The organism is Corynebacterium sp. H127, assembly GCF_037482665.1.
Taxonomy (GTDB): domain Bacteria; phylum Actinomycetota; class Actinomycetes; order Mycobacteriales; family Mycobacteriaceae; genus Corynebacterium.
In genome coordinates, this window is the sequence record NZ_JBBHKY010000004.1 from 94474 (window position 1) to 114869 (window position 20396).

Sequence of the window (20396 nt, forward strand, 5' to 3'; positions counted from 1 at the left end):
GTGGAAATTGTCATCACCGAGCGCCCGGAACTGGTCGCGGCGGACATCATCGAATCATATGCGCGGGCAGGGAAAACTCTCGGGTTAGCCACCGGTTCCACGCCGGTAAAAACCTATCAGGAATTAATCCGGCGTCACCGCGAGGAGGGGCTGAGCTTTGCTGATTGCAAGGCATTCCTTTTGGACGAATATGTCGGTTTGCCTCGAGAGCACGAACAAAGCTACTTCCGTACGATCCGCCGCGAGTTCACCGAAAGCGTCGATATCAACGATTCGGCAGTGCGCAGTCCCGACGGCACCAGCGCAGATCCGTTGATGGCTGGGGCGGCTTACGACGCTGCCATCAAGGAGGCCGGTGGCGTGGATCTGCAGCTCCTCGGAATTGGTTCCGATGGTCACATCGGGTTCAACGAACCTGGGTCATCACTGGCATCGCGCACCCGCCTGAAGACGCTGCATCCGCAAACGATCCGGGACAACGCGCGATTTTTCGACGGCGATGAAGACCAAGTGCCACGCCATGTGCTCACACAGGGGCTGGGGACGATTCTAGAAGCTGGACATCTCTTGCTGATCGCCACTGGTGCTGGGAAGCAGGAGGCCGTGGCAGCACTGGTGGAAGGGCCACTATCGGCCTGGTGTCCAGCCTCGGTATTGCAGTTGCACCCACACGCTACCGTCGTGCTCGATTCGGCGGCTGCCGCAGCCCTAAAGAATCGTGACTACTACCGCTTTGCTTTGGATAACAAACCAGCAGGCCAAGGCTTCTGAAGGCGAACTGAGTAGCTAGCTGTAGAAAAACTTGCGATCCGAAAGTCCCAACGGCAGTCACCCGGGGGCTTTCGGATCGCTTCGCTCTTTAACTAGAGCTGGTACTGGGCGGTTACTTCCTTGCGACGGCGATGTTCGGCGACGAAGGAGAGGAAGGGAATCGTCCCCGCGAGCGCAGTAGTGATCCACTTCAGCGGCTCCCAGCGGGCGTTAATGCCGAGGTTAACGGTAGTGACCAGGTAGATCATGTAGAACAGGCCGTGAGCCTGCGCAACATAGAAGAACCAGCCCGGGGCATCATCAGGAGACGGCAGAATGAGGTACTTATAAACCATCTCTGAGACCAAAATCAGAAGCCAAATGCCCGTTACGAAGGCTGCGATGGAGAACATCTTCAGCGCCTTAGCGACGCGGGCCTTGCGTTCTGGATGGACCTGTGGAGTAGTCATGTTTATCCTTGTCGTTTTCTGCGTCGAGGTTCGTTCAGTGCGTTGAACTCCTCAACGTTAATCTGCGGGCGCTCGGGCAGGAATTCTTCGTCGATCTCTGTTATTTCACCCTGTTCGGCCCGCTTTTGCTTTTCAGCTTCTACCGGGGCCACGCCAGTGGTTTCCAGTTCCTGCTCCAACTGAATGTACCGCCGGTAGGCATAGACAATGAAGAAACCGAAAGCAGGCCACTGGATAGCGTAACCGAGGTTTTGGAAGGTGCCGGAACCTGCGCGGAACCTAGTCCACTGCCAGTAGGCGAGTCCTAACGTGGCCAGCACCGCCAAGGTGACAAACACAATGTGCGATGCTTTGACCCGTGTTTGAGGCTTTTTAGGTTCGACATCTTCACTCACAAAGCAATAGTGTACCTGTTGTGCCTGCAAGAGCCACGATTTTAGCTGTGTGACTTCGCCGTGTACCATGTTAATGACCACGGGCTTGTGGCGGAATTGGCAGACGCGCTGGATTTAGGTTCCAGTGTCTTAGGACGTGGGAGTTCAAGTCTCCCCAGGCCCACAACGAGCGGTCATTGGATCGCAACTGCTAGCGGCCACCCAATCAAGTGCGGGTGGCCGCTAGTGTTTTGCTTTTTGGGTAGGGGGCTTCCCGGAAACGAAGTAAACTACTCCGGCAATCCTTCGAAGTCTCCTGCGGCTGCTAGCGCTGCACGTACTTTTGCGCGGTGGTCTTGAGTCCACGCAGCTAATCCAGCCTCGGCTTCGGCCGCTTCTTTATCCGCAGCTTGAGCCATGATCTCAGCTGCTTGATCGGCGGGCATGACTACGATGCCGTCTTCATCGGCGACTACGATGTCACCGTTGTGTACGCGGACCTCGCCCACGGTGACAGTCTCGGCTGGAACGAGAGCTTTTTTGGTGCCGGGTTTTGGGTAGAGTCCCCGGGCATACACTGGCAGGCCGAGCTCTCGGATTTCTTCGACATCACGAATATTGCCGTCGATGACAAAACCGGCAATGCCCCGCTGTTGGGCTACTGCGCATACGTTGCCTCCAGCGACAGCTGCCGCAGTGTCTCCAGCATGGCAGACGATGATATCGCCGGGCTGGGCGCGGTAAATGGCCGCGTGCATCATCAGATTGTCGCCGGGGCCGCATTGTGCGATGTATGCGGGGCCTGCGATGCGTGGTGTGCCGTCAATGAGCGGCCGAATACCGGAATCCATGACGGCGGAGTCTTCGACGACATTGGCCAGTCCGGTGGTGCCTACGGTGGGGAGTGATGTGGTCATGCGCGGCCCTTTGGAATTGGAGTCATAATAATAAGGAATAGTGACGCAGATCCCAATCTAGCGAAAACTAGGCCGGTCAGTAGGCTAAAGCTGGGGCAAGGAGGAGAAATGAGCATTTCAAGGCATATTGACGAATACTTGGCGGAGCGAGGCATCGTGCAGTCCGATGCGGTTGTTCCGGAAAGTGAATGCCAGGTCTTTGACGGTGACGTGGAATTACCTGGCGAAAGTCTCGAGCAAGTGCGCGGGCTAGTGCTCGAAGTTCTCGATTCTGAAGAACACCCCCAAATGTAGGGGAGCTGGTCGGGAATTACTTTTTATCCCGAAAACATATTTCAACCTGCAAAAAGCATGGCCGAACAGTTTCGACACGCTAACTAACTCTCGTGTAAACATGACGGTTTCCTCACGATCTGTGGCATATTTGCTTGCGTTATCCCGCACATCTGGGAGAAGTGCACCTAAAGGCGCTTGCAATACCCGCCCAAAGAAAGAGGAAATTACGTGACTGAGCAGCACATTCTGCGAGTAGCAGGCGAAAACTGCCTCATTGATGAACTCGCTGAGACGCCATTTGCCCTGGTGTTCGCAGGCCAAGGCTATGATTGGCTCGCCAGCCTACGGACATCAATGTCTGCAGGCGCCGCTCGTCACATCGCGGAAATTGTTCGTGAGGCAGCAGCGAAACTCGCTCCGGTAGCAGATGAGATCGCAGCAGCACGCCCTTTCGGTTTCGACCCTGTGAATTGGGCCGATTCCGAGCAGCCACCACTGATTGACACGACCATGGCGTCGATAAGCGTTCCTGGCATTCTCACGGCGCAGCTTGCCACCCTCATGACCTTGGAAGCGCAGGGGCTAGACGTCGAGGCGGCGCACACTGCGCTGGGGCATTCGCAGGGCATCCTCGGGGCCTACGCGCTGCGCGACCTCACCCGCGCGGCCGAGTTTTTGGCAATTGCGCAGCTGATAGGGGCCGCCGGCAGCAAAGTAGCCCGGGAACTGCGCCTGGTCGCCGACGGTGAAACCAGCCCAATGTTGTCCATTCAGGGCATCGCACGTGAACAGCTATCCCAGGCGATTCAGGGCACCAACATTGAGATTGGCCTGCGTAACGGTCGCAACTGGTTTGTAGCCGTAGGGGCCCCAGCAGAGTTGCGCGCTCTCAAAGCCAAGCTGGAAAAGCTGGCCGCGAAAGATGCCCGCGAGATCGAGCAAAAGAAGCGTGGCGGCGCGCCATTCGCCCCGAAGTTTGCCTTCCTCAACGTGCAGATCGCTTTCCACCATTCTCAGATGCAGCCAGCGGTTGAGCTAGCTACCGCTTGGGCGCAGCAGGCTGGGTTGGATGCGAATCTCGCTAATGAGCTGGCCGGGCGTACCTTCGTCGTAGTCGAAGATTGGGTGACGGAGGTAACCGAGGCCGTCGATGATGGGGTGCGGTGGCTACTCGACGTTGGCCCAGGCGAGGGCGTATCTGCGTTAAGCAACCAGATCGTCTCCGGGCGCGGGGCAGCCGCTTTGAGCATCGGCACCCACACCGGTCAGTCCGCGCTTTTCGACGCCGGCAGCGCCCCAACTCTGCCAACTCGTTACTGCGATTTCCTTCCGCGCCTTGAAAACGGGCGCGTTGTTACCAAGTTCACCGAGCTCACGGGCCGCAGCCCGATGCTGCTTGCCGGAATGACTCCGACCACAGTTGACCCAGAGATCGTCGCGGCCGCTGCCAATGCTGGCCACTGGGCAGAGCTTGCCGGAGGTGGTCAGGTCGCCCCGGAGATTCTCGATGCGAACATCGAAAAGCTCGATTCGCTGTTGAACCCGGGGGTTAATGCCCAGTTCAACTCCATGTTCTTGGATCCATACCTGTGGCAGATGCAGATTGGCGGCAAGCGCCTAGTGCAGAAAGCCCGGCTCAACGGCGCCCCGATCGATGGCATCGTCATCACCGCGGGTATCCCCGAGTTTGACGAGGCTGTAGAGCTCATTCACGAGCTGCGCGGTAACGGCTTCCCCTGGATCGCATTCAAGCCAGGAGCCGTCAAACAAGTCCGTCAGATTCTGGAAATCGCACGCGCGGTCCCTGAAGTTCCGATCATCTTGCATGTCGAGGGTGGCAAAGCAGGCGGGCACCACTCCTGGGAAGAGCTTGACGAGCTTCTGATCGCTACTTACGGCATGATCCGCGACACGGAAAACACCGTTCTCTGCGTCGGCGGTGGCATCGGCACCCCGGAGCGCGCCTCCGATTACCTGCTAGGCACCTGGTCCGAAAAGTACGACCTGCCGGCTATGCCTGTCGACGGCATCTTGATCGGTACCGCCGCCATGGCGGCTAAAGAAGCGAAGACCTCCGAATCCGTCAAACAGCTGCTCGTAGAGACCAAGGGGCAGGACGAATGGGTCGGTGCAGGTAAGGGCGCTTTTGGAATGGCCTCGGGCCGCTCCCAGCTTGGTGCTGATATCCACGAGATCGATAACTCCTTCGCACAGTGCGGACGGCTATTGGACGAGGTTGCCGGCGATGCCGCAGCAGTTGCTGAGCGCCGCGAGGAGATCATCGCTGCCATGGCCAAGACCTGCAAGGTGTACTTCGGTGACCTAGCTGAAATGACCTACGAGAGCTGGCTGAACCGCTACTTGGAGCTCTCCGGCCCGGTGGACGGTCAGTGGACCGATGTCTCCTGGAAGAACCGCTTTGCACAGATGCTCGAGCGCACCGAATCCCGCCTCATCTCGCAGGATCACGGCGAGTTCGAGCCACAGGTGGAGCTGAGAACAGACCCGGCTGCTGCCGTCGCAAAGCTCAGTGAGCTTTACCCAACTGCTGACCTGCTACACCCAGCAGACATCGCGTGGTTCCTCGGCCTGTGCCGTACCCCGGGCAAGCCGGTGAACTTTGTGCCGGTCATCGATAAGGACGTGCGTCGCTGGTGGCGTTCAGACTCCCTCTGGCAGGCACACGACGAGCGCTACAGCGCTGACGAAGTTTGCATCATTCCCGGACCTGCAGCGGTAGCGGGAATCACCAAGGCCAATGAACCGATCGCGGAACTGCTCGCGCGCTTCAACCAGGCCACTATCGAGCGCCTCGGTGAAGGCATCGAAACAGTGCAGACCGCCACCGAGCGGGTATTGGCCGCAGACGGCACCTATTGGGCTGGCCGCAACACCGCATCTATGGTGGCCCGCCTTGGAGACCTAGCTGCCTGGGAGCTAAGCGAAACCCGCGACTCGGCCACCCACGCGCCAACAGGTGCTGCCATCTGTGACCTCGATGCGGACCACGCAGAGTTGACAGTGCCGCTGTCCGGTTCCACCGCGCCAGGCACCACCGCTGAGCTGAAGATCCGATTCACCTTGCCGGAAGGCGCGGGCGTGCCGGCAGTGACTCAAGCGGACGCGGAAGCCGCCATGGGGGAACTCACCCGCATCGCGGCGGGCGGCGAATTGGCGGAAATCAAGGATGGTTCAGCGCAGTGGCACACCGAGCTTTCGCTTGAGCACATCGCCGACTACAACAATGTCACCGCTGCCTACTTGGATCGCACCGTACGCCCCGGAGGCACCGCCCCCGACGTCATCGTGGGCCTGGCTTGGCCGGCAATCTTCTCAGCTGTGAAGTCTGCCGTTATCCCCGGCACCGACTCCGCTTCAGTTGTTGAAGGCATGCTGTCCTTGGTCCACCTGGAACACCACATCAAACTGGTGGAAGCTCAGCCGGATGCGCTGCCAACCCGCAGCGTCCCTATCCGCGTTGAAGCCACCGCAGACGAGGTGTCTGATACTGATATGGGTCGCGTCGTAGTGGTGCGTGCTCGGGTCTACGCCACCTATCCTGATCGAGGAGAATGCCTCGCAGCGGAGCTATCCGAGCGCTTTGCCATCCGCGGCCGCAACGGCAAGACCACTGCCCGCACTAACACTTCGGTATTCCCAACCGTCGTCGATACGCCACGCTCCTTCCGCGCCTACGCCAAGGTGGTCGCCCCGACCTCGATGAAGCCATTCGCGGTGGTATCCGGAGACCGCAATCCGATCCACGTTTCCAATGTGGCTGCCTCCTTGGCCGGGCTGCCAGACGGCGTCATCGTCCACGGCATGTGGACCTCAGCTATCGCCGAACTCATCGCATCCTCCGGCTTTGAGGGCTCTGAGCCAAAGAAGGTGATTGAATACACCGCCACGATGCTGGCACCGATCCTGCCGGGGGCGGAGATCGAGTTCACCGTGGAGCGCGCGGGCGTCGATAAGCGCGCAGGCTTCGGCGAAGTCCGTGAGATCGTTGCCAAGGTGGATGGCACCATGGTCATGACCGGCACTGCAGTCATGGCCGCACCAACCACCTTCTACGCCTTCCCAGGTCAGGGCATCCAATCGCCAGGAATGGGTATGGCTGCTTATCAATCATCCGCAGCGGCTCGCGATATCTGGGATCGCGCTGATGCGCACACCCGCGCGAAACTCGGCTACTCCATTCTGGAGATCGTCCGAAACAACCCACAGGAAGTGATCGTTCAGGGCGAGAAGTTCCAGCACCCCGACGGTGTGCTGTACCTGACCCAGTTCACCCAGGTAGCCATGGCAACGCTGGGATGTGCTCAGGTTGCTGAGATGCGCGAAGCTGCGGCGCTCAACCAGCGTGCCTACTTCGCAGGCCACTCCGTCGGCGAGTACAACGCCCTCGCAGCCTATGCCGGCGTGCTCTCCCTCGAAGCCGTGTTGGAAATTGTTTATCAGCGTGGACTGACCATGCACCGGTTGGTGGAGCGCGATGAACGGGGCGTTTCCAACTACGGCCTGGCAGCGCTGCGCCCCAACAAGATGGGCATTTCCGCTGCGGACGTGTTCCCTTATGTTGCCAAGATCGCTGAACAGTCGGGCGAGTTCGTTGAGATCGTGAACTACAACATTGCCGGTGTCCAGTACGCTGTTGCCGGCACTCGCGCCGGACTCGCAGCACTGGCGGCCGACGCCGAGAAGCGGGCACCAGGGCAGCGTGCCTTCATCCAGATCCCAGGCATCGACGTTCCCTTCCACTCCTCACACTTACGGGACGGTGTAGGCGCATTCCGCGATCATCTGGATTCCTTGATCCCGCATGAGATCGACCTGGACATCCTGGTTGGCCGCTACATTCCCAACCTGGTTGCGCGCCCGTTTTCTCTCGAGCGGGACTTCGTGGTGGCCATGACCGAGGTGGTCTCCAGCCCGCTTCTCGACGCCATCCTTGCCGACTACGACGGTGCCCGAGCAGATGAACAACAGCTCGCACGCACCCTCCTCATCGAGCTCCTGGCCTGGCAATTCGCCTCTCCAGTGCGTTGGATCGAGACGCAACACTTGGCACTGACGTCACTCGATGTGGAGCGCTTCGTAGAGGTAGGCGTGGGATCTGCGCCGACTATCGCGAACATGCTCGGCCAGACCCTACGCCTACCGCAGTACCGCGATGTAGACATCGAGGTGCTCAACGTTGAGCGCGATGCCACCACAGTATTCGCCACTGATGCCATTACTCGCGAAGTCGAAGCGGATACAGACCTGGAAACAGCAACACCGGCAGCCTCCGAGAACGTTGCGGAGGCACCTACCGAAGCTCCTGCCGTCGTAGCACCAGCTGCAACCGGGGGACCACGCCCGGAGGACATTGCTTTCACCCCATCCGACGCTACCGAGATGCTCATCGCAATCTGGACCAAGGTGCGCCCAGAGCAAATGGGGGCAAGCGATTCCATTGAAACGCTGGTAGAAGGCGTTTCCTCTCGCCGTAACCAATTGTTGCTGGACCTCGGCGTGGAGTTCGGATTGGGCGCCATTGATGGTGCTGCCGATGCGGAACTGGAGGACCTGAAGAATACTGTTTCCCGCATGGCCAAGGGCTACTCTGCTTTCGGCCCGGTGCTTTCCGATGCTTCCGCAGATGCCCTCCGCCGCATCACCGGCCCGACCGGCAAGCGCCCGAGCTACATTGCCGAACGCGTCACCGGTACGTGGCAGCTCGGCCCGGGTTGGGCCGACCATGTCCAGGCAGCGGTAGTGATGGGGGCTCGGGAGGGCTCCTCCCTGCGCGGCGGTGACCTAGCTTCGCTGAGCCCTGCCACCCCAAGTAACGCTGCTGAACTCGATGCGCTCATCGACGCCGCAGTACAGGCCGTAGCGGCGCGCCGGGGCGTTTCCGTTGCGTTGCCATCGGCAGGAGGCGCTGGCGGTGGAGTCGTAGATTCCGCTGCGCTCGGCGAGTTCGCTGAGGCCGTGACCGGTCGTGAGGGTGTCCTTGCGGAAACTGCTCGCACAATCTTGTCCTCCCTGGGGCTCAATGAAACGCATCAGAATGAGCTCGCTGAGCAGGATGACAGCGTGGCACTCTTTGAGCTCGTGTCTAAGGAACTGGGTTCGGACTGGCCACGTCAGGTGGCCCCGTCCTTTGACGCGAACAAGTCAGTGCTCCTCGACGACCGTTGGGCCTCTGCTCGCGAAGACATCGCCCGGTTTGCGTTGGGCGAGCTCACCGAGATTGATGTGACTGGCGCAGGCGAGGCCGTCGCTAAGCAGGCAGAGTACTTCGGTCTGACGGAGCTGGCGGCACAAGCACGTTCGACTGAAGCCTTGGAGTACGCCGGGGATCTAGCGGTAGTGACGGGCGCGTCCCCGAACTCCATTGCGGCCGCTGTCGCAGCAGGGCTGCTCGCAGGTGGCGCTACGGTCATCGTGACTACGTCGAGCCTGAGCCACGAGCGCCTCGAGTTCTACAAGAACCTTTATCGCAGCGCTGCCCGCGGTCAGGCTGCGCTGTGGGTTGTTCCAGCTAACCTGTCCTCTTACCAGGATTTGGATGCCATCATCGAATGGATTGGTACTGAGCAGACGGCTACGGTCAACGGTGCTAAGAAGGTGCTGAAGGCTGCGCTGGTTCCGACTTTGCTGTTCCCATTCGCGGCACCTCGCGTTTCCGGTTCCCTTGTGGATGCTGGCCCGCAGGCCGAGAACCAGATGCGACTGCTGCTCTGGTCGGTTGAGCGGCTCATCGCGGGGCTGTCCGCAATCGGCGTCGATACTGAGATCGGCAAGCGCTTGCATGTGGTGATTCCAGGTTCGCCGAACCGTGGTCGTTTCGGTGGCGACGGTGCCTACGGCGAGTCCAAGGCCGCCCTTGACGCGCTGGTTACCCGCTGGCATGCAGAACCTGTCTGGGGCGCTCGTACCTCCCTCGTCCACGCTCTCATCGGTTGGGTGCGCGGCACTGGCCTCATGGGCGGCAACGATCCGCTGGTCGATGCTGTGGAGTCGGCTGGCGTGCGCACCTACGCTACCTCTGAGATCGCCGAGGAGCTGCTCTCTCAGATCGAGCCAACGGTCCGTAAGTCTGCTGCGCAGGATCCGATCACCAAGGACTTCACCGGTGGTCTCGGCGAGGCGGATTTGGATTTGGCTGAGCTGGCACGAAATGCGGCTGCAGCAGCTGTCGAAGCGGAGGATGTGGAGGAACCACGCACGCTCAAGGCGCTGCCTACCCCGTACCGCCGATTCGAAACCACCACGCCGTCCTTCGAGGTAACGCAACGCCTCGAAGACATGGTGGTCATCGTTGGTGCTGGCGAGCTGGGCCCGTATGGATCTGCCCGGACGCGTTTCGACGCCGAGCTGAACGGTGACCTCTCCGCCGCTGGCGTCACCGAGCTGGCATGGTCCATGGGGCTGATCCACTGGGATGAGGATCCAAAGCCAGGTTGGTACGACGCTTCCGATGAACCGGTGGCAGAAGAAGAGATCTTCGAGCGTTTCCACGACGAGGTTCTTGCTCGTGTCGGCGTGCGCCAGTACCACGATGACTTCGGCATGGTGGATAACCTCATGCCGGAGCTGACTACCGTCTACCTGGACCGCGACCTGAGCTTCAATGTCTCCGATGAGGCTGCCGCCCGCACCTTTGTAGATTCGGAACCCGACACCACCACGGCTCACTTCGACGCAGAGGCAGGGGAGTGGATCGTGACCCGTAAGGCAGGCTCCGCGGTGCGTGTGCCACGCCGAATGGCGATGTCCCGTTTCGTCGGTGGCCAGATCCCTGAGGGATTCGATCCATCGGTTTATGGCATCCCAGCTGACATGATGGACAACCTGGACCGGGTTGCCGTCTGGAACCTGGTATGCACGGTGGATGCCTTCCTGTCCAGCGGTTTCACTCCGGCGGAAATCCTGCGCTCATTGCACCCAACCCGGGTGTCCTCGACACAGGGAACAGGCATGGGTGGCATGGCCTCTCTGCGTTCCTTGTTCATCGACGGCATGCTCGCTGAGCCACGGCAGAATGACATTCTGCAGGAAGCACTACCGAACGTGATGGCTGGCCACGTCATGCAGTCCTACGTAGGCGGCTATGGACAGATGATCCACCCGGTCGCCGCGTGTGCCACGGCAGCAGTGTCCGTAGAAGAAGGCATGGACAAGATTCGCCTTGGCAAAGCCGATTTTGTGGTTGCCGGCGGCTTGGATGATCTGTCCATGGAAGGCATCACCGGCTTCGGCGACATGGCAGCCACGGCAGACTCTGGTGAGATGCGAGGCAAGGGAATCGAGGACAAGTTCTTCTCCCGCGCCAACGATCGTCGTCGCGGCGGATTCGTTGAATCCGCAGGTGGTGGCACGATTCTGCTGGCGCGTGCCTCGGTAGCAGCTGATCTTGGGCTACCAGTGCTCGGTGTCGTGGCCTTTGCCGAATCCTTTGCCGATGGCGCGCATACCTCTATCCCGGCTCCTGGCCTCGGTGCGCTGGGTGCTGCGCGTGGAGGTACGGATTCTCGATTGGTCCACGCATTGGCTGCCGTGGGCGTTAGCGCTGATGAAATTGCGATTATTTCCAAGCATGACACCTCGACAGAAGCCAATGATCCGAACGAATCTGATCTACACACTCGCATCGCAGGCGCGATCGGTCGTACTGAGGGTAATCCACTGTTCGTGATCTCCCAGAAGGCCCTAACCGGCCATGCAAAGGGTGGTGCTGCGGCCTTCCAGATGATAGGGCTGACTCAGGTGCTGCGTTCTGGCGTGGTTCCGCCAAACCGTTCCCTGGACTGCGTGGATCCTGCTTTGGCAAAGAACGAACACTTGGTGTGGTTGCGTACTGCGCTTGACTTGCGTAGTCGTGCACCAAAGGCTGGTCTGGTTACCTCTCTGGGCTTCGGACACGTATCTGCGTTGATCGCCATCGTGCATCCGGCTGCGTTTGAGGCTGCTTTGGGCTCCCGACTGGCATCCTGGCAGGCCGCGGCCGCAGACCGCGAGGAGGCCGGTTTGCGCCGCGTCCTCGGCGCCATGCACGGCGGCGCTGCGCTCTACGAAAAGCCCGTTGATCGCAACTTGGGTGGCACCGGCGCGGTGGCCAAAGAACGCGAGGCAGCGATGCTGCTCTCCGAATCCGCGCGGCTTATCGACGGCGTGATGCAGGCATAGCCCGGACGGCGGCGCAGCCCCGCCCCCGATGCCTTAGCTGCTAGGGGCGGGGAGCGGGGCTTGTTGTTGTGTCGCGGTGGGCGCGAGCGCTGGGGGCGTCGAAAAGCACGGGCCTACCCGGCGATCTCCCGGAGCGCGGCTACTTGTTTTTGGGTTTGGTTGTTTCTTGCGGTTGTTTGAGCTGTAAACCAGCCCCAAGGCTCCACCTAGGAATACGACAATTCTGACGATGAGCCGGGTCATTTGTTTCCTTCGGAACTAGCCGTACTTCGCGATGTATGTGATTGTTCCAGCTTCTCCTAGCGCTACTAGTAGGTTTAACACTCGACGCACACCGACTGCTGCCAATAAATGGGCGAACGACCAGCTGGCAATAGTTCCGATCTACCGTCTGAGTTGGATTGCGGCGCTCTGGGAGAACCGGTGGCGCTGATTGCAACTGTTTTGCTCCCCGTCCATCTTGGTAACGGAGCGTGATCTCTCCAGAGTCGTTGTTGAGAGTGCGAACAGTAATTCAAGGAAAAGCCATTTTCGGTGACCCCGCCGCGGTTACCGTCGAGAAACTTTGGTGCGTCATCTTTTGCCAAATGGGGTTTCTTTGCCTAAGGCTATCGTCTGTTATGGATGGCGTGAAGTGCGCAAGGGGAGTGATGCGAAAACTTGTGCTCGTTTTAACTCATTGCCGACCACATCGCGGCGATGTAACGGGATGTTCGGCGATCGCACGGCCTAGTTTTCTCGATTTGGGGCTGACATTCCGGTCGAATCGAAGCCAAAGGAGTCGGCACAGCTCAAATTTGCGAGCAAATTTTGCAGAAATGTACGGCTGCGAGAATTTGCGCGGGAAGCCAATGCAAAATTCTCATTGCAAAATATGTCCCAGACTCAAAAAGTGCAAAAGAACTAACAATGTTCACCAATGGGACTATGTGTTGAAGTTATTGCAGCTAGAACGGTATAAATGGTGCGTTTTTCGTTGAAATCTAAGGTGTAGGACTCCTCGTGCTCCTGTTCAACAATGTGAAAAAGGTCGCAAAAGGGCCCTAAATGTTAAAAAGATTTTCGCAAACTGGACAAACTCGACTAGTGTGAAACATGTCAGTTGAGAAATTATTTGTGCTTCACATCACGAACGTCGAAGGGTAGACAAGTGAAATGCAAAGTTTCTCTTAACTCCGCACTCGATCGGAAAACCCCTCATGTCAATCGCAATCAAGCCAGATGGCTCCAAGATGGATGACGCCCCATCCGCAAACTCCTCCAGTTCCGCCCCTAAATGGAATAAGGGCGACACCGTATGGATGCTGAGCCTCTTCGGCACCGCCATCGGCGCTGGCGTTCTGTTCCTCCCAATCAACGCAGGCGTCGGCGGCATTATCCCGCTGCTCATCATGACCTTCGTTGCATTCCCAATGACTTTCTGGGCACACCGCGGCCTCACCCGCTTCGTCCTTTCCTCCTCTTCTGAGGGCGGAGACCTCACTGAGGCAGTGGAAGAGCACTTCGGTCCAAAGGCCGGCATGGCCATGACCATCCTGTACTTCCTCTCGGTGTACCCAATCCTCCTCGTCTACTCCGTGACCATCACTAACACGGTGGCCTCCTTCATGCAGCACCAGCTCCACATGGCGGTTCCACCACGTGGGCTGCTGTCCCTCATCCTCGTCGGTGGTCTCATCGTCATTGTTCGCTTCGGTGCGAATGTCGTGGTCAAGGTCATGTCTGTCCTGGTCTTCCCATTCATCGCGATCCTGGTTGCCCTCTCGCTGTACCTGATCCCACAGTGGACCGGCGCGCTGTTCACCACCTTCAACCTTGAGTCTGTCGCCGCAGCCTCGGGCCACGGACTCGCAGTAACCCTCCTGCTGCTCGTGCCAGTGATGGTGTTCTCCTTCAACCACTCGCCAATCATCTCCTCCTTCGCCAAGGAGAACAAGAAGATTTATGGTGCTCACTCCGACAAGAAGACCGGCAAGATCCTTGCTGCAGCTGAACTGCTCATGGTCGTCGTAGTTATGCTCTTCGTCTTTTCCACCGCGCTGTCCCTCACCCCAGCGAACATTGCAGAAGCAAAAGAACAGAACATCACCATCCTGTCCTACCTTGCTAACCACTTCGATGACCCAGTGATCGGTTGGGTTGCCCCGATCGTCGCAATCATCGCCGTCGCAAAGTCCTTCCTGGGCCACTACCTCGGTGCTGCAGAAGGTTTCGAAGGCATCGTCAAGCGCGTATCTGCAGGAAAAGGCCCTCAGGGCAAAGCACTGGAAACTTTCACCCTCGTTTTCATGCTCGTCACTGCATGGCTCACCGGCTGGGCTAACCCATCTATCCTGGGCATGATCGAGACTCTGTGTGGCCCAACGATCGCCATCCTTCTCTTCCTCCTGCCTCAGTACGCAATGATGAAGGTCCCTGCCCTGAAGCGCTTCAGCGGCCACTTCAGCAACTACTTCGTCTGGCTCATCGGCTTCATTGCCGCCGGCACCATCGTTTACAACATCATCCAGGCTTTCTAGTTCGAGCATCAGGAAAGAAACGGAAGTGAATCAAGATGTTCATTAGCATCTTCGAAATGTTCAAGATCGGCATCGGCCCCTCAAGCTCTCACACCCTGGGCCCAATGAAGGCAGCAAAGGCCTTCGTCGACGAGTTGGAATCAAGTGAGCTCATCGATGTGGTCGATCGGGTTGAAGCGGCTGTATACGGTTCCTTGTCCCTCACCGGAAAGGGACATGCGACAGATGACGCCATCATCATGGGCCTTGCTGGCTTCGAACCAGAGACGGTGGACATCGATCAAATCCCTATCTTCTTGGACACCGTACGTGCTACCAGCAAGATTCAAATTGGTAGCAGCCAAAAGGAAGTGGACTTTGATGGCGAAAACGGCATCATCTTCCACAATGACTTCCACCCTGCACACGAAAACACCATGTCGGTCACTGCCTACCGCGGTGATGAAGTCATTTTGACCAAGGCATACTGCTCGATCGGCGGCGGTTTCATCGTGCCGGCGGACGAAGTAGGCAAGCGCTGTACCACGCACCAACCAGTTCCATACCCATTCCCAACTGCCGATACCATGCTGCGTCTGTGTGAGAAGCACAACATCAGCATCCCAGAGCTCGCCATGGCGAACGAGATCGAAGCCCATGGGGAAGCCGCTGTTAAGGCACACATGGCCAAGGTGTGGAACGTCATGCAGGAAGCAACCGAACGCGGTGAAAAGGCCGAAGGTGTTTTGCCTGGGCCAATGCGTATCCCTCGCCGTGCAAAGGCGCTGAAGGAACGCCTGGAATCCCATCAGGAAACCGGTAAAGTCGGCCCACTGACCAGCGTCAACTGGGTAAACATGATTGCAATTGCAGTCTGTGAAACCAATGCTTCCGGTGGTCGCGTGGTGACTGCTCCAACTAATGGTGCCTGTGGCGTTGTGCCAGCTGTTTTGGCTTACTACAACGAGTTCATCGCCCCAGTTGGTGAGAAGGAATACGCAGATTACTTCCTCACCTGCACGCAGATTGGTGCACTGTACAAGATGAATGCGTCCATCTCTGGTGCAGAGGTTGGCTGCCAAGGCGAAGTTGGCGTGGCTTGTTCTATGGCTGCCGCAGGTCTGGCTCAACTGCTCGGTGCCACCCCTGAGCAGGTTTGCATCGCTGCGGAAATCGGCATGGAACACAACCTCGGCCTCACCTGTGATCCGATCTGCGGGCAGGTACAGGTTCCTTGTGTGGAAAGAAACGCTATCGGTGCTGTAAAGGCGATCAACTCAGCCACTATGGCTATGAATCGCGAGTCTGCTCCAGCAGTTTCCCTCGATGCGGTCATCACAACGATGTACGCAACGGGCAAGGACATGAGCTACAAGTACCGTGAAACCTCCTCCGGCGGTTTGGCGAAGGTCGTATTTCCCGTACTTCTTCCATGCTCATAGGGGTAAGGTCTACCCAATAAGGACGATTGAGAGCGTGTAATCGGCGGGCTGTATAGCCCGCCGATACCTATACCGAAATCGACGCCAAAAAGAGTGAAGACAATGAAATTTGCACCCAGATCAATGAAGAGCCTACTCACCTCGCCCCCGGTGAAGGATCGGCGCGACCTTTATGCTCGCTACGTTCCGCTAGTGGAGTTTTTGGGGCAAGCAGTCGGGCCCAACTGTGAGATTGTGCTGCACGATCTCACGGTTCCGGACGAGTCGATTATTGCCATCGTTAATGGCCACATCAGCGGTCGGAAAATGGGCGGGCCGGTCACAAACTTCGCGCTATGGTTCATGCGTCAAGGGGCGAGTTCCTCCGTGCCTTACGTGGCCGGGTATCGAGCAGTCAATGGAGTTGGGCGCATTTGTCGTTCTTCCAGTTATTTTATCCGAGATGAAAACGATGAGCTTATCGGAATGATTTGCACCAATGTTGATATCACTGACTTCGTGCAATTTCAGCGTTTTATCGGACCGCAAATTGGTGGCGCCTCGCCGGTAATTGCGGAGGGCTATGAGCAGTTTGTTGATGACCTGCCAATTCCAGATCCAATTTCGGATCAATTTGGGCAACCTGATGCATTTGATGGATTGCCTACAATCGACGAAGTTAAGCAGCGGGCCGTTGAAGAAATGACGAGCAACATGCAGGAGGCTGACTCGCAAGATGCCACAATGGAAAACCTGCATTCCAACCTAGATACTCTGTTTGAGTCCATGCTCAGTTCGGTACTTGTGAAGCATGGTGCGGATGTGGATAACCTTAGTCTTGATGATCGGTTGCACATTGTCGCCGAGCTGGACGATGCAGGATTCTACCTGCTCAAGGGTGGAATTTCGGCGACCGCAACCAAGCTGGGCGTCTCGGAAGCCACGGTGTACCGCTACTTGGTTCGAGTGCGAGGATAGCGGCTCGATGTGGTGGGGGATTGGGGCTGATCCCGTTAACTGCCAGGCGCTGAAAAAAATAGTGGCCCGAACTGGATCTGAATCGATTCTGCGGATATAATGGACACATTAGATCCGCTAACTTCACATTGCCCCGTTTGAGGCGGTTAAAGCTGTGTGAGTGCGTTGACTTGAAAACTTAATTGGTCGCTGAAAAGTGATCAACTATCTAAAACTTTGAGATTGACAAATATCTCAAAAAAATATGCTTCCCAACCTGAAAGGTTATTATTTTATGGGTAAGTTTAATGTTGAAAGCTCGGACGTTGCATGGGAGGGTTTCACCCCCGGCAATTGGGTTGAAGAAATCGATGTCCGTGACTTCATTCAGCGCAACTACACGCCATACGATGGCGATGCTCAGTTCCTTGCTGAGCCAACCGAAAAGACCAAGCGCGTTTGGGAACACCTAGATTCCACGTACTTGGCCGCAGAGCGTGAGCGCCGAGTGTACGACATCGATACGCACACCCCGTCCGATATCGACGCCTTCCCAGCTGGTTACATCTCTGAAGATGATGACGTTGTCGTCGGCTTGCAAACCGACGAGCCAACCAAGCGTGCCATGATGCCTAACGGTGGCTGGCGCATGGTTGCGCAGGCAATCAAGGAAGCCGGCAAAGAGCCGGATCCAGAAGTTGCCAAGATCTTCACTCGCTACCGCAAGACCCACAATGATGGTGTCTTCGACATCTACACCCCACGTATTCGCGCGGCTCGTTCCTCGCACATCATCACCGGTCTGCCGGATGCCTATGGCCGTGGCCGTATCATCGGCGATTACCGCCGCGTCGCGCTCTATGGCGTAGATGCACTGATTCAGGAGAAGACGGAAAGCCGTGACAGTGTTGCGGATATGCCATTCAACGAGGACTGGGCACGCTTCCGCGAAGAGCACTCCGAGCAGATCAAGGCTCTGAAGAAGCTGAAGGCGATGGCTCAGTCCTACGGCTTCGACATCTCCGGCCCAGCCACCACCGCTAAAGAAGCTGTGCAGTGGACCTACTTTGGCTACCTCGGTTCCATCAAGTCCCAGGACGGCGCCGCAATGTCCGTCGGTCGCCTGTCCGCATTCCTCGATGTCTACTTCGAGCGCGATCTGGCCAAGGGCCTGATCACGGAAACTGATGCACAGGAGATCATCGACCAGCTCGTTATCAAGCTGCGCATCGTCCGCTTCCTGCGTACCGAAGACTACGACCAGATCTTCTCTGGCGACCCATACTGGGCCACCTGGTCCGATGCAGGCTTCGCTGACGACGGCCGTCATATGGTCACCAAGACCTCGTTCCGTCTGCTGCAGACCCTGGTAAACCTCGGCCCATCCCCAGAGCCAAACATCACCATCTTCTGGGATCCTGAGCTTCCTGAGGGCTACAAGAAGTTCTGTGCTCACATCTCCATCGAGACCTCCTCGATCCAGTACGAGTCAGACAAGCAGATCCGCGACAAGTGGGGCGACGATGCAGCCATCGCATGCTGTGTCTCACCAATGCGCGTCGGCAAGCAAATGCAGTTCTTCGGCGCACGCGTCAATGCTGCGAAGTCCCTGCTCTACGCAATCAACGGCGGCCGTGACGAAGTCTCCGGCAAGCAGATCGTAGAAGGCTTTGCTCCAATCGACGGCGACGGCCCACTCGACTTCGATGAGGTCTGGGCTAAGTACGAGGACATGCTGGACTGGGTAATCGGCACTTACGTCGAAGCCCTGAATATCATCCACTACTGCCACGACAAGTACGCTTACGAGTCCATCGAAATGGCGCTGCATGACTCCGACATCCTGCGCTCCATGGGCTGCGGCATTGCAGGTCTGTCCATCGTTGCAGACTCCTTGGCAGCAATTAAGTACGCTAAGGTCACCCCGATTCGCGACGAAACTGGTCTCGTAGTGGACTACAAGACCGAGGGGGAGTTCCCGCTGTACGGCAACGACGACGACCGTGCCGACGACATTGCCGCCACCGTTGTCCACACCGTGATGGAAAAGATCAAGGCCATCCCGATGTACCGCAATGCCCTGCCAACCATGTCTGTCCTGACCATTACCTCCAATGTGGTCTACGGCAAGGCAACCGGCGCGTTCCCATCCGGCCACAAGGCTGGCACCCCGTTCGCACCAGGTGCAAACCCAGAAAACGGTGCTGATAACCACGGCATGGTCGCTTCGATGCTGTCCGTGGGCAAGTTGGACTACAACGATGCTCTCGACGGCATCTCGCTGACCAACACGATCACGCCATCCGGTTTGGGACGTACGTCAGAAGAACGCATCACTAACCTCGTTGGTGTGCTGGATGCTGGCTTCATCATGGACCCTGCCAACTAACCACTTCCTAAGAAGGAGATCACTCTAATGGCTACACATACTTTCGACGAGCGCCTCGAGAACATGAAGAAGAACCGTGCGGAGCACAACATGGAGGCTGGTCTGTACCACGCCAACATCAACGTGCTTGATCGCGCAACCCTTGAAGATGCTGTCGAGCACCCAGAGAAGTACCCAAGCTTGACCGTTCGTGTTTCTGGCTACGCAGTGAACTTTGTGAAGCTGACCAAGGAACAGCAGCTTGACGTCATTTCCCGTACCTTCCACGAAGGATCCTAAAGCTCTATGGCCGATGGCATTACAGGCGTAGTTCTCCTCGAACCCTCAGTCGGGGAGAAGGTCCGCGGCGTCGCTGCCGGAATCAGCGGAGGTGAGCTCCTCGAAACTGAAAACCGGCAAGAGTTGCTCGCAGCCCGCAGAACCGGTGACGTGGCGCTAATCCACTCCTGGGAGCTAGTGACCTCCGTGGATGGTCCCGGCACCCGCATGACGTTGTTCATGTCTGGTTGTCCGCTGCGCTGCCTGTATTGCCACAACCCGGACACCATGGAGATGAAGACCGGCACCTTGGAGCCAATTGAGGCTGTTTACAAGCGCATTAAGCGCTACAAAGCAGTGTTCAGTGCCTCCGGTGGCGGGCTGACCATCTCCGGTGGCGAGCCCCTTTTCCAGATTGCGTTTACCCGACGCTTGCTGAAGATGGTGCATGATGCGGGTATCCACACGTGCATCGATACTTCAGGTTTCCTAGGAACTCGCCTCACTGACCAGGATTTAGAGAATCTCGATCTTGTTCTGCTTGATGTGAAATCCGGTAACGAAGAAACCTACCAGCAGGTGACTGGGCGTCAGCTGCAGCCGACCGTTGATTTTGGTGATCGACTCAGCGCGCTTGGAAAGCGAGTCTGGATCCGCTTCGTGGTAGTTCCAGGTTTGACGGATTCTGCGGAAAACGTCCAACAAGTTGTGGATATTGTTAGTCGCTGGAAAACAAACGTTGAGCGCGTTGAGGTCCTGCCGTTCCACAACATGGGAGCTGACAAGTGGCGGGAACTTGATATGCACTACAGCCTGACTGAAACTTCTCCGCCGACCGCAGAGAGCATGGCCGAAATTCGCGGAAAGTTCCGTGCGGCCGGATTTGAAGTCCACTAAAACCTTGGGTTA

General features: G+C 57.7%; 10 protein-coding genes, 1 tRNA gene and 2 pseudogenes. 10 read left to right on the forward strand and 3 right to left on the reverse strand.

Features of this window, described 5'->3' with window-relative positions; all coding sequences use genetic code 11:
• Positions 1 to 771 carry a glucosamine-6-phosphate deaminase gene (nagB, locus tag WG936_RS05800; RefSeq protein ID WP_339564967.1) on the forward strand — a complete coding sequence of 257 codons (771 nt, stop codon included), beginning with the start codon at positions 1 to 3 and terminating at the stop codon, positions 769 to 771.
• A gap of 92 nt (positions 772 to 863) precedes the next feature.
• Here nagB and WG936_RS05805 read toward each other — a convergent pair whose 3' ends face one another.
• Positions 864 to 1220, reverse strand: coding sequence for a DUF3817 domain-containing protein (locus WG936_RS05805; RefSeq protein ID WP_339564966.1), 357 nt, complete (start codon positions 1218 to 1220; stop codon positions 864 to 866).
• A 2-nt stretch (positions 1221 to 1222) separates the two neighbouring features.
• Complete coding sequence (locus WG936_RS05810; protein ID WP_339564965.1) at positions 1223 to 1615, reverse strand: hypothetical protein; 393 nt, start codon at positions 1613 to 1615, stop codon at positions 1223 to 1225.
• Positions 1616 to 1696: 81 nt separating this feature from the next.
• Between WG936_RS05810 and WG936_RS05815 the strand changes: the two genes are divergently transcribed.
• Positions 1697 to 1778: transfer RNA gene (locus WG936_RS05815), tRNA-Leu, on the forward strand.
• Between the two features lie 106 nt (positions 1779 to 1884).
• Here the strand turns inward: WG936_RS05815 and WG936_RS05820 are convergent.
• Complete coding sequence (locus WG936_RS05820; RefSeq protein WP_339564964.1) at positions 1885 to 2511, reverse strand: RraA family protein; 627 nt, start codon at positions 2509 to 2511, stop codon at positions 1885 to 1887.
• A gap of 108 nt (positions 2512 to 2619) precedes the next feature.
• Here WG936_RS05820 and WG936_RS05825 point away from each other — a divergent pair, with 108 nt between their 5' ends.
• From WG936_RS05825 to pflA, 8 genes and pseudogenes are all read left to right on the forward strand, one after another.
• Positions 2620 to 2805 (forward strand): hypothetical protein, encoded by a 186-nt coding sequence (locus tag WG936_RS05825; RefSeq protein WP_339565019.1) that lies wholly within the window; start codon positions 2620 to 2622, stop codon positions 2803 to 2805.
• Positions 2806 to 3015: 210 nt separating this feature from the next.
• Positions 3016 to 11964 carry a fatty acid synthase subunit beta domain-containing protein gene (locus WG936_RS05830; RefSeq protein WP_445227938.1) on the forward strand — a complete coding sequence of 2983 codons (8949 nt, stop codon included), beginning with the start codon at positions 3016 to 3018 and terminating at the stop codon, positions 11962 to 11964.
• 1199 nt (positions 11965 to 13163) lie between these two features.
• The gene (locus WG936_RS05835; protein ID WP_339564962.1) at positions 13164 to 14483 is read left to right on the forward strand and encodes an HAAAP family serine/threonine permease; all 1320 of its coding nucleotides are present in this window, start codon (positions 13164 to 13166) and stop codon (positions 14481 to 14483) included.
• A 35-nt stretch (positions 14484 to 14518) separates the two neighbouring features.
• On the forward strand, positions 14519 to 15904 hold the full coding sequence (locus WG936_RS05840; RefSeq protein ID WP_339564961.1) for an L-serine ammonia-lyase: 1386 nt from the start codon (positions 14519 to 14521) through the stop codon (positions 15902 to 15904).
• Positions 15905 to 16006: 102 nt separating this feature from the next.
• Complete coding sequence (locus WG936_RS05845; protein WP_339564960.1) at positions 16007 to 16861, forward strand: helix-turn-helix transcriptional regulator; 855 nt, start codon at positions 16007 to 16009, stop codon at positions 16859 to 16861.
• A gap of 274 nt (positions 16862 to 17135) precedes the next feature.
• Positions 17136 to 18956 (forward strand): annotated as a pseudogene (locus WG936_RS05850) (pyruvate formate lyase family protein); the annotation flags it as partial.
• Positions 18930 to 19508, forward strand: a pseudogene (gene grcA2, locus WG936_RS05855) (autonomous glycyl radical cofactor GrcA2). The pseudogenes WG936_RS05850 and grcA2, both read left to right, overlap by 27 nt.
• 6 nt (positions 19509 to 19514) lie before the next feature.
• Positions 19515 to 20384 carry a pyruvate formate-lyase-activating protein gene (gene pflA / locus WG936_RS05860; protein ID WP_339572376.1) on the forward strand — a complete coding sequence of 290 codons (870 nt, stop codon included), beginning with the start codon at positions 19515 to 19517 and terminating at the stop codon, positions 20382 to 20384.
• Positions 20385 to 20396: the final 12 nt, after the last annotated feature.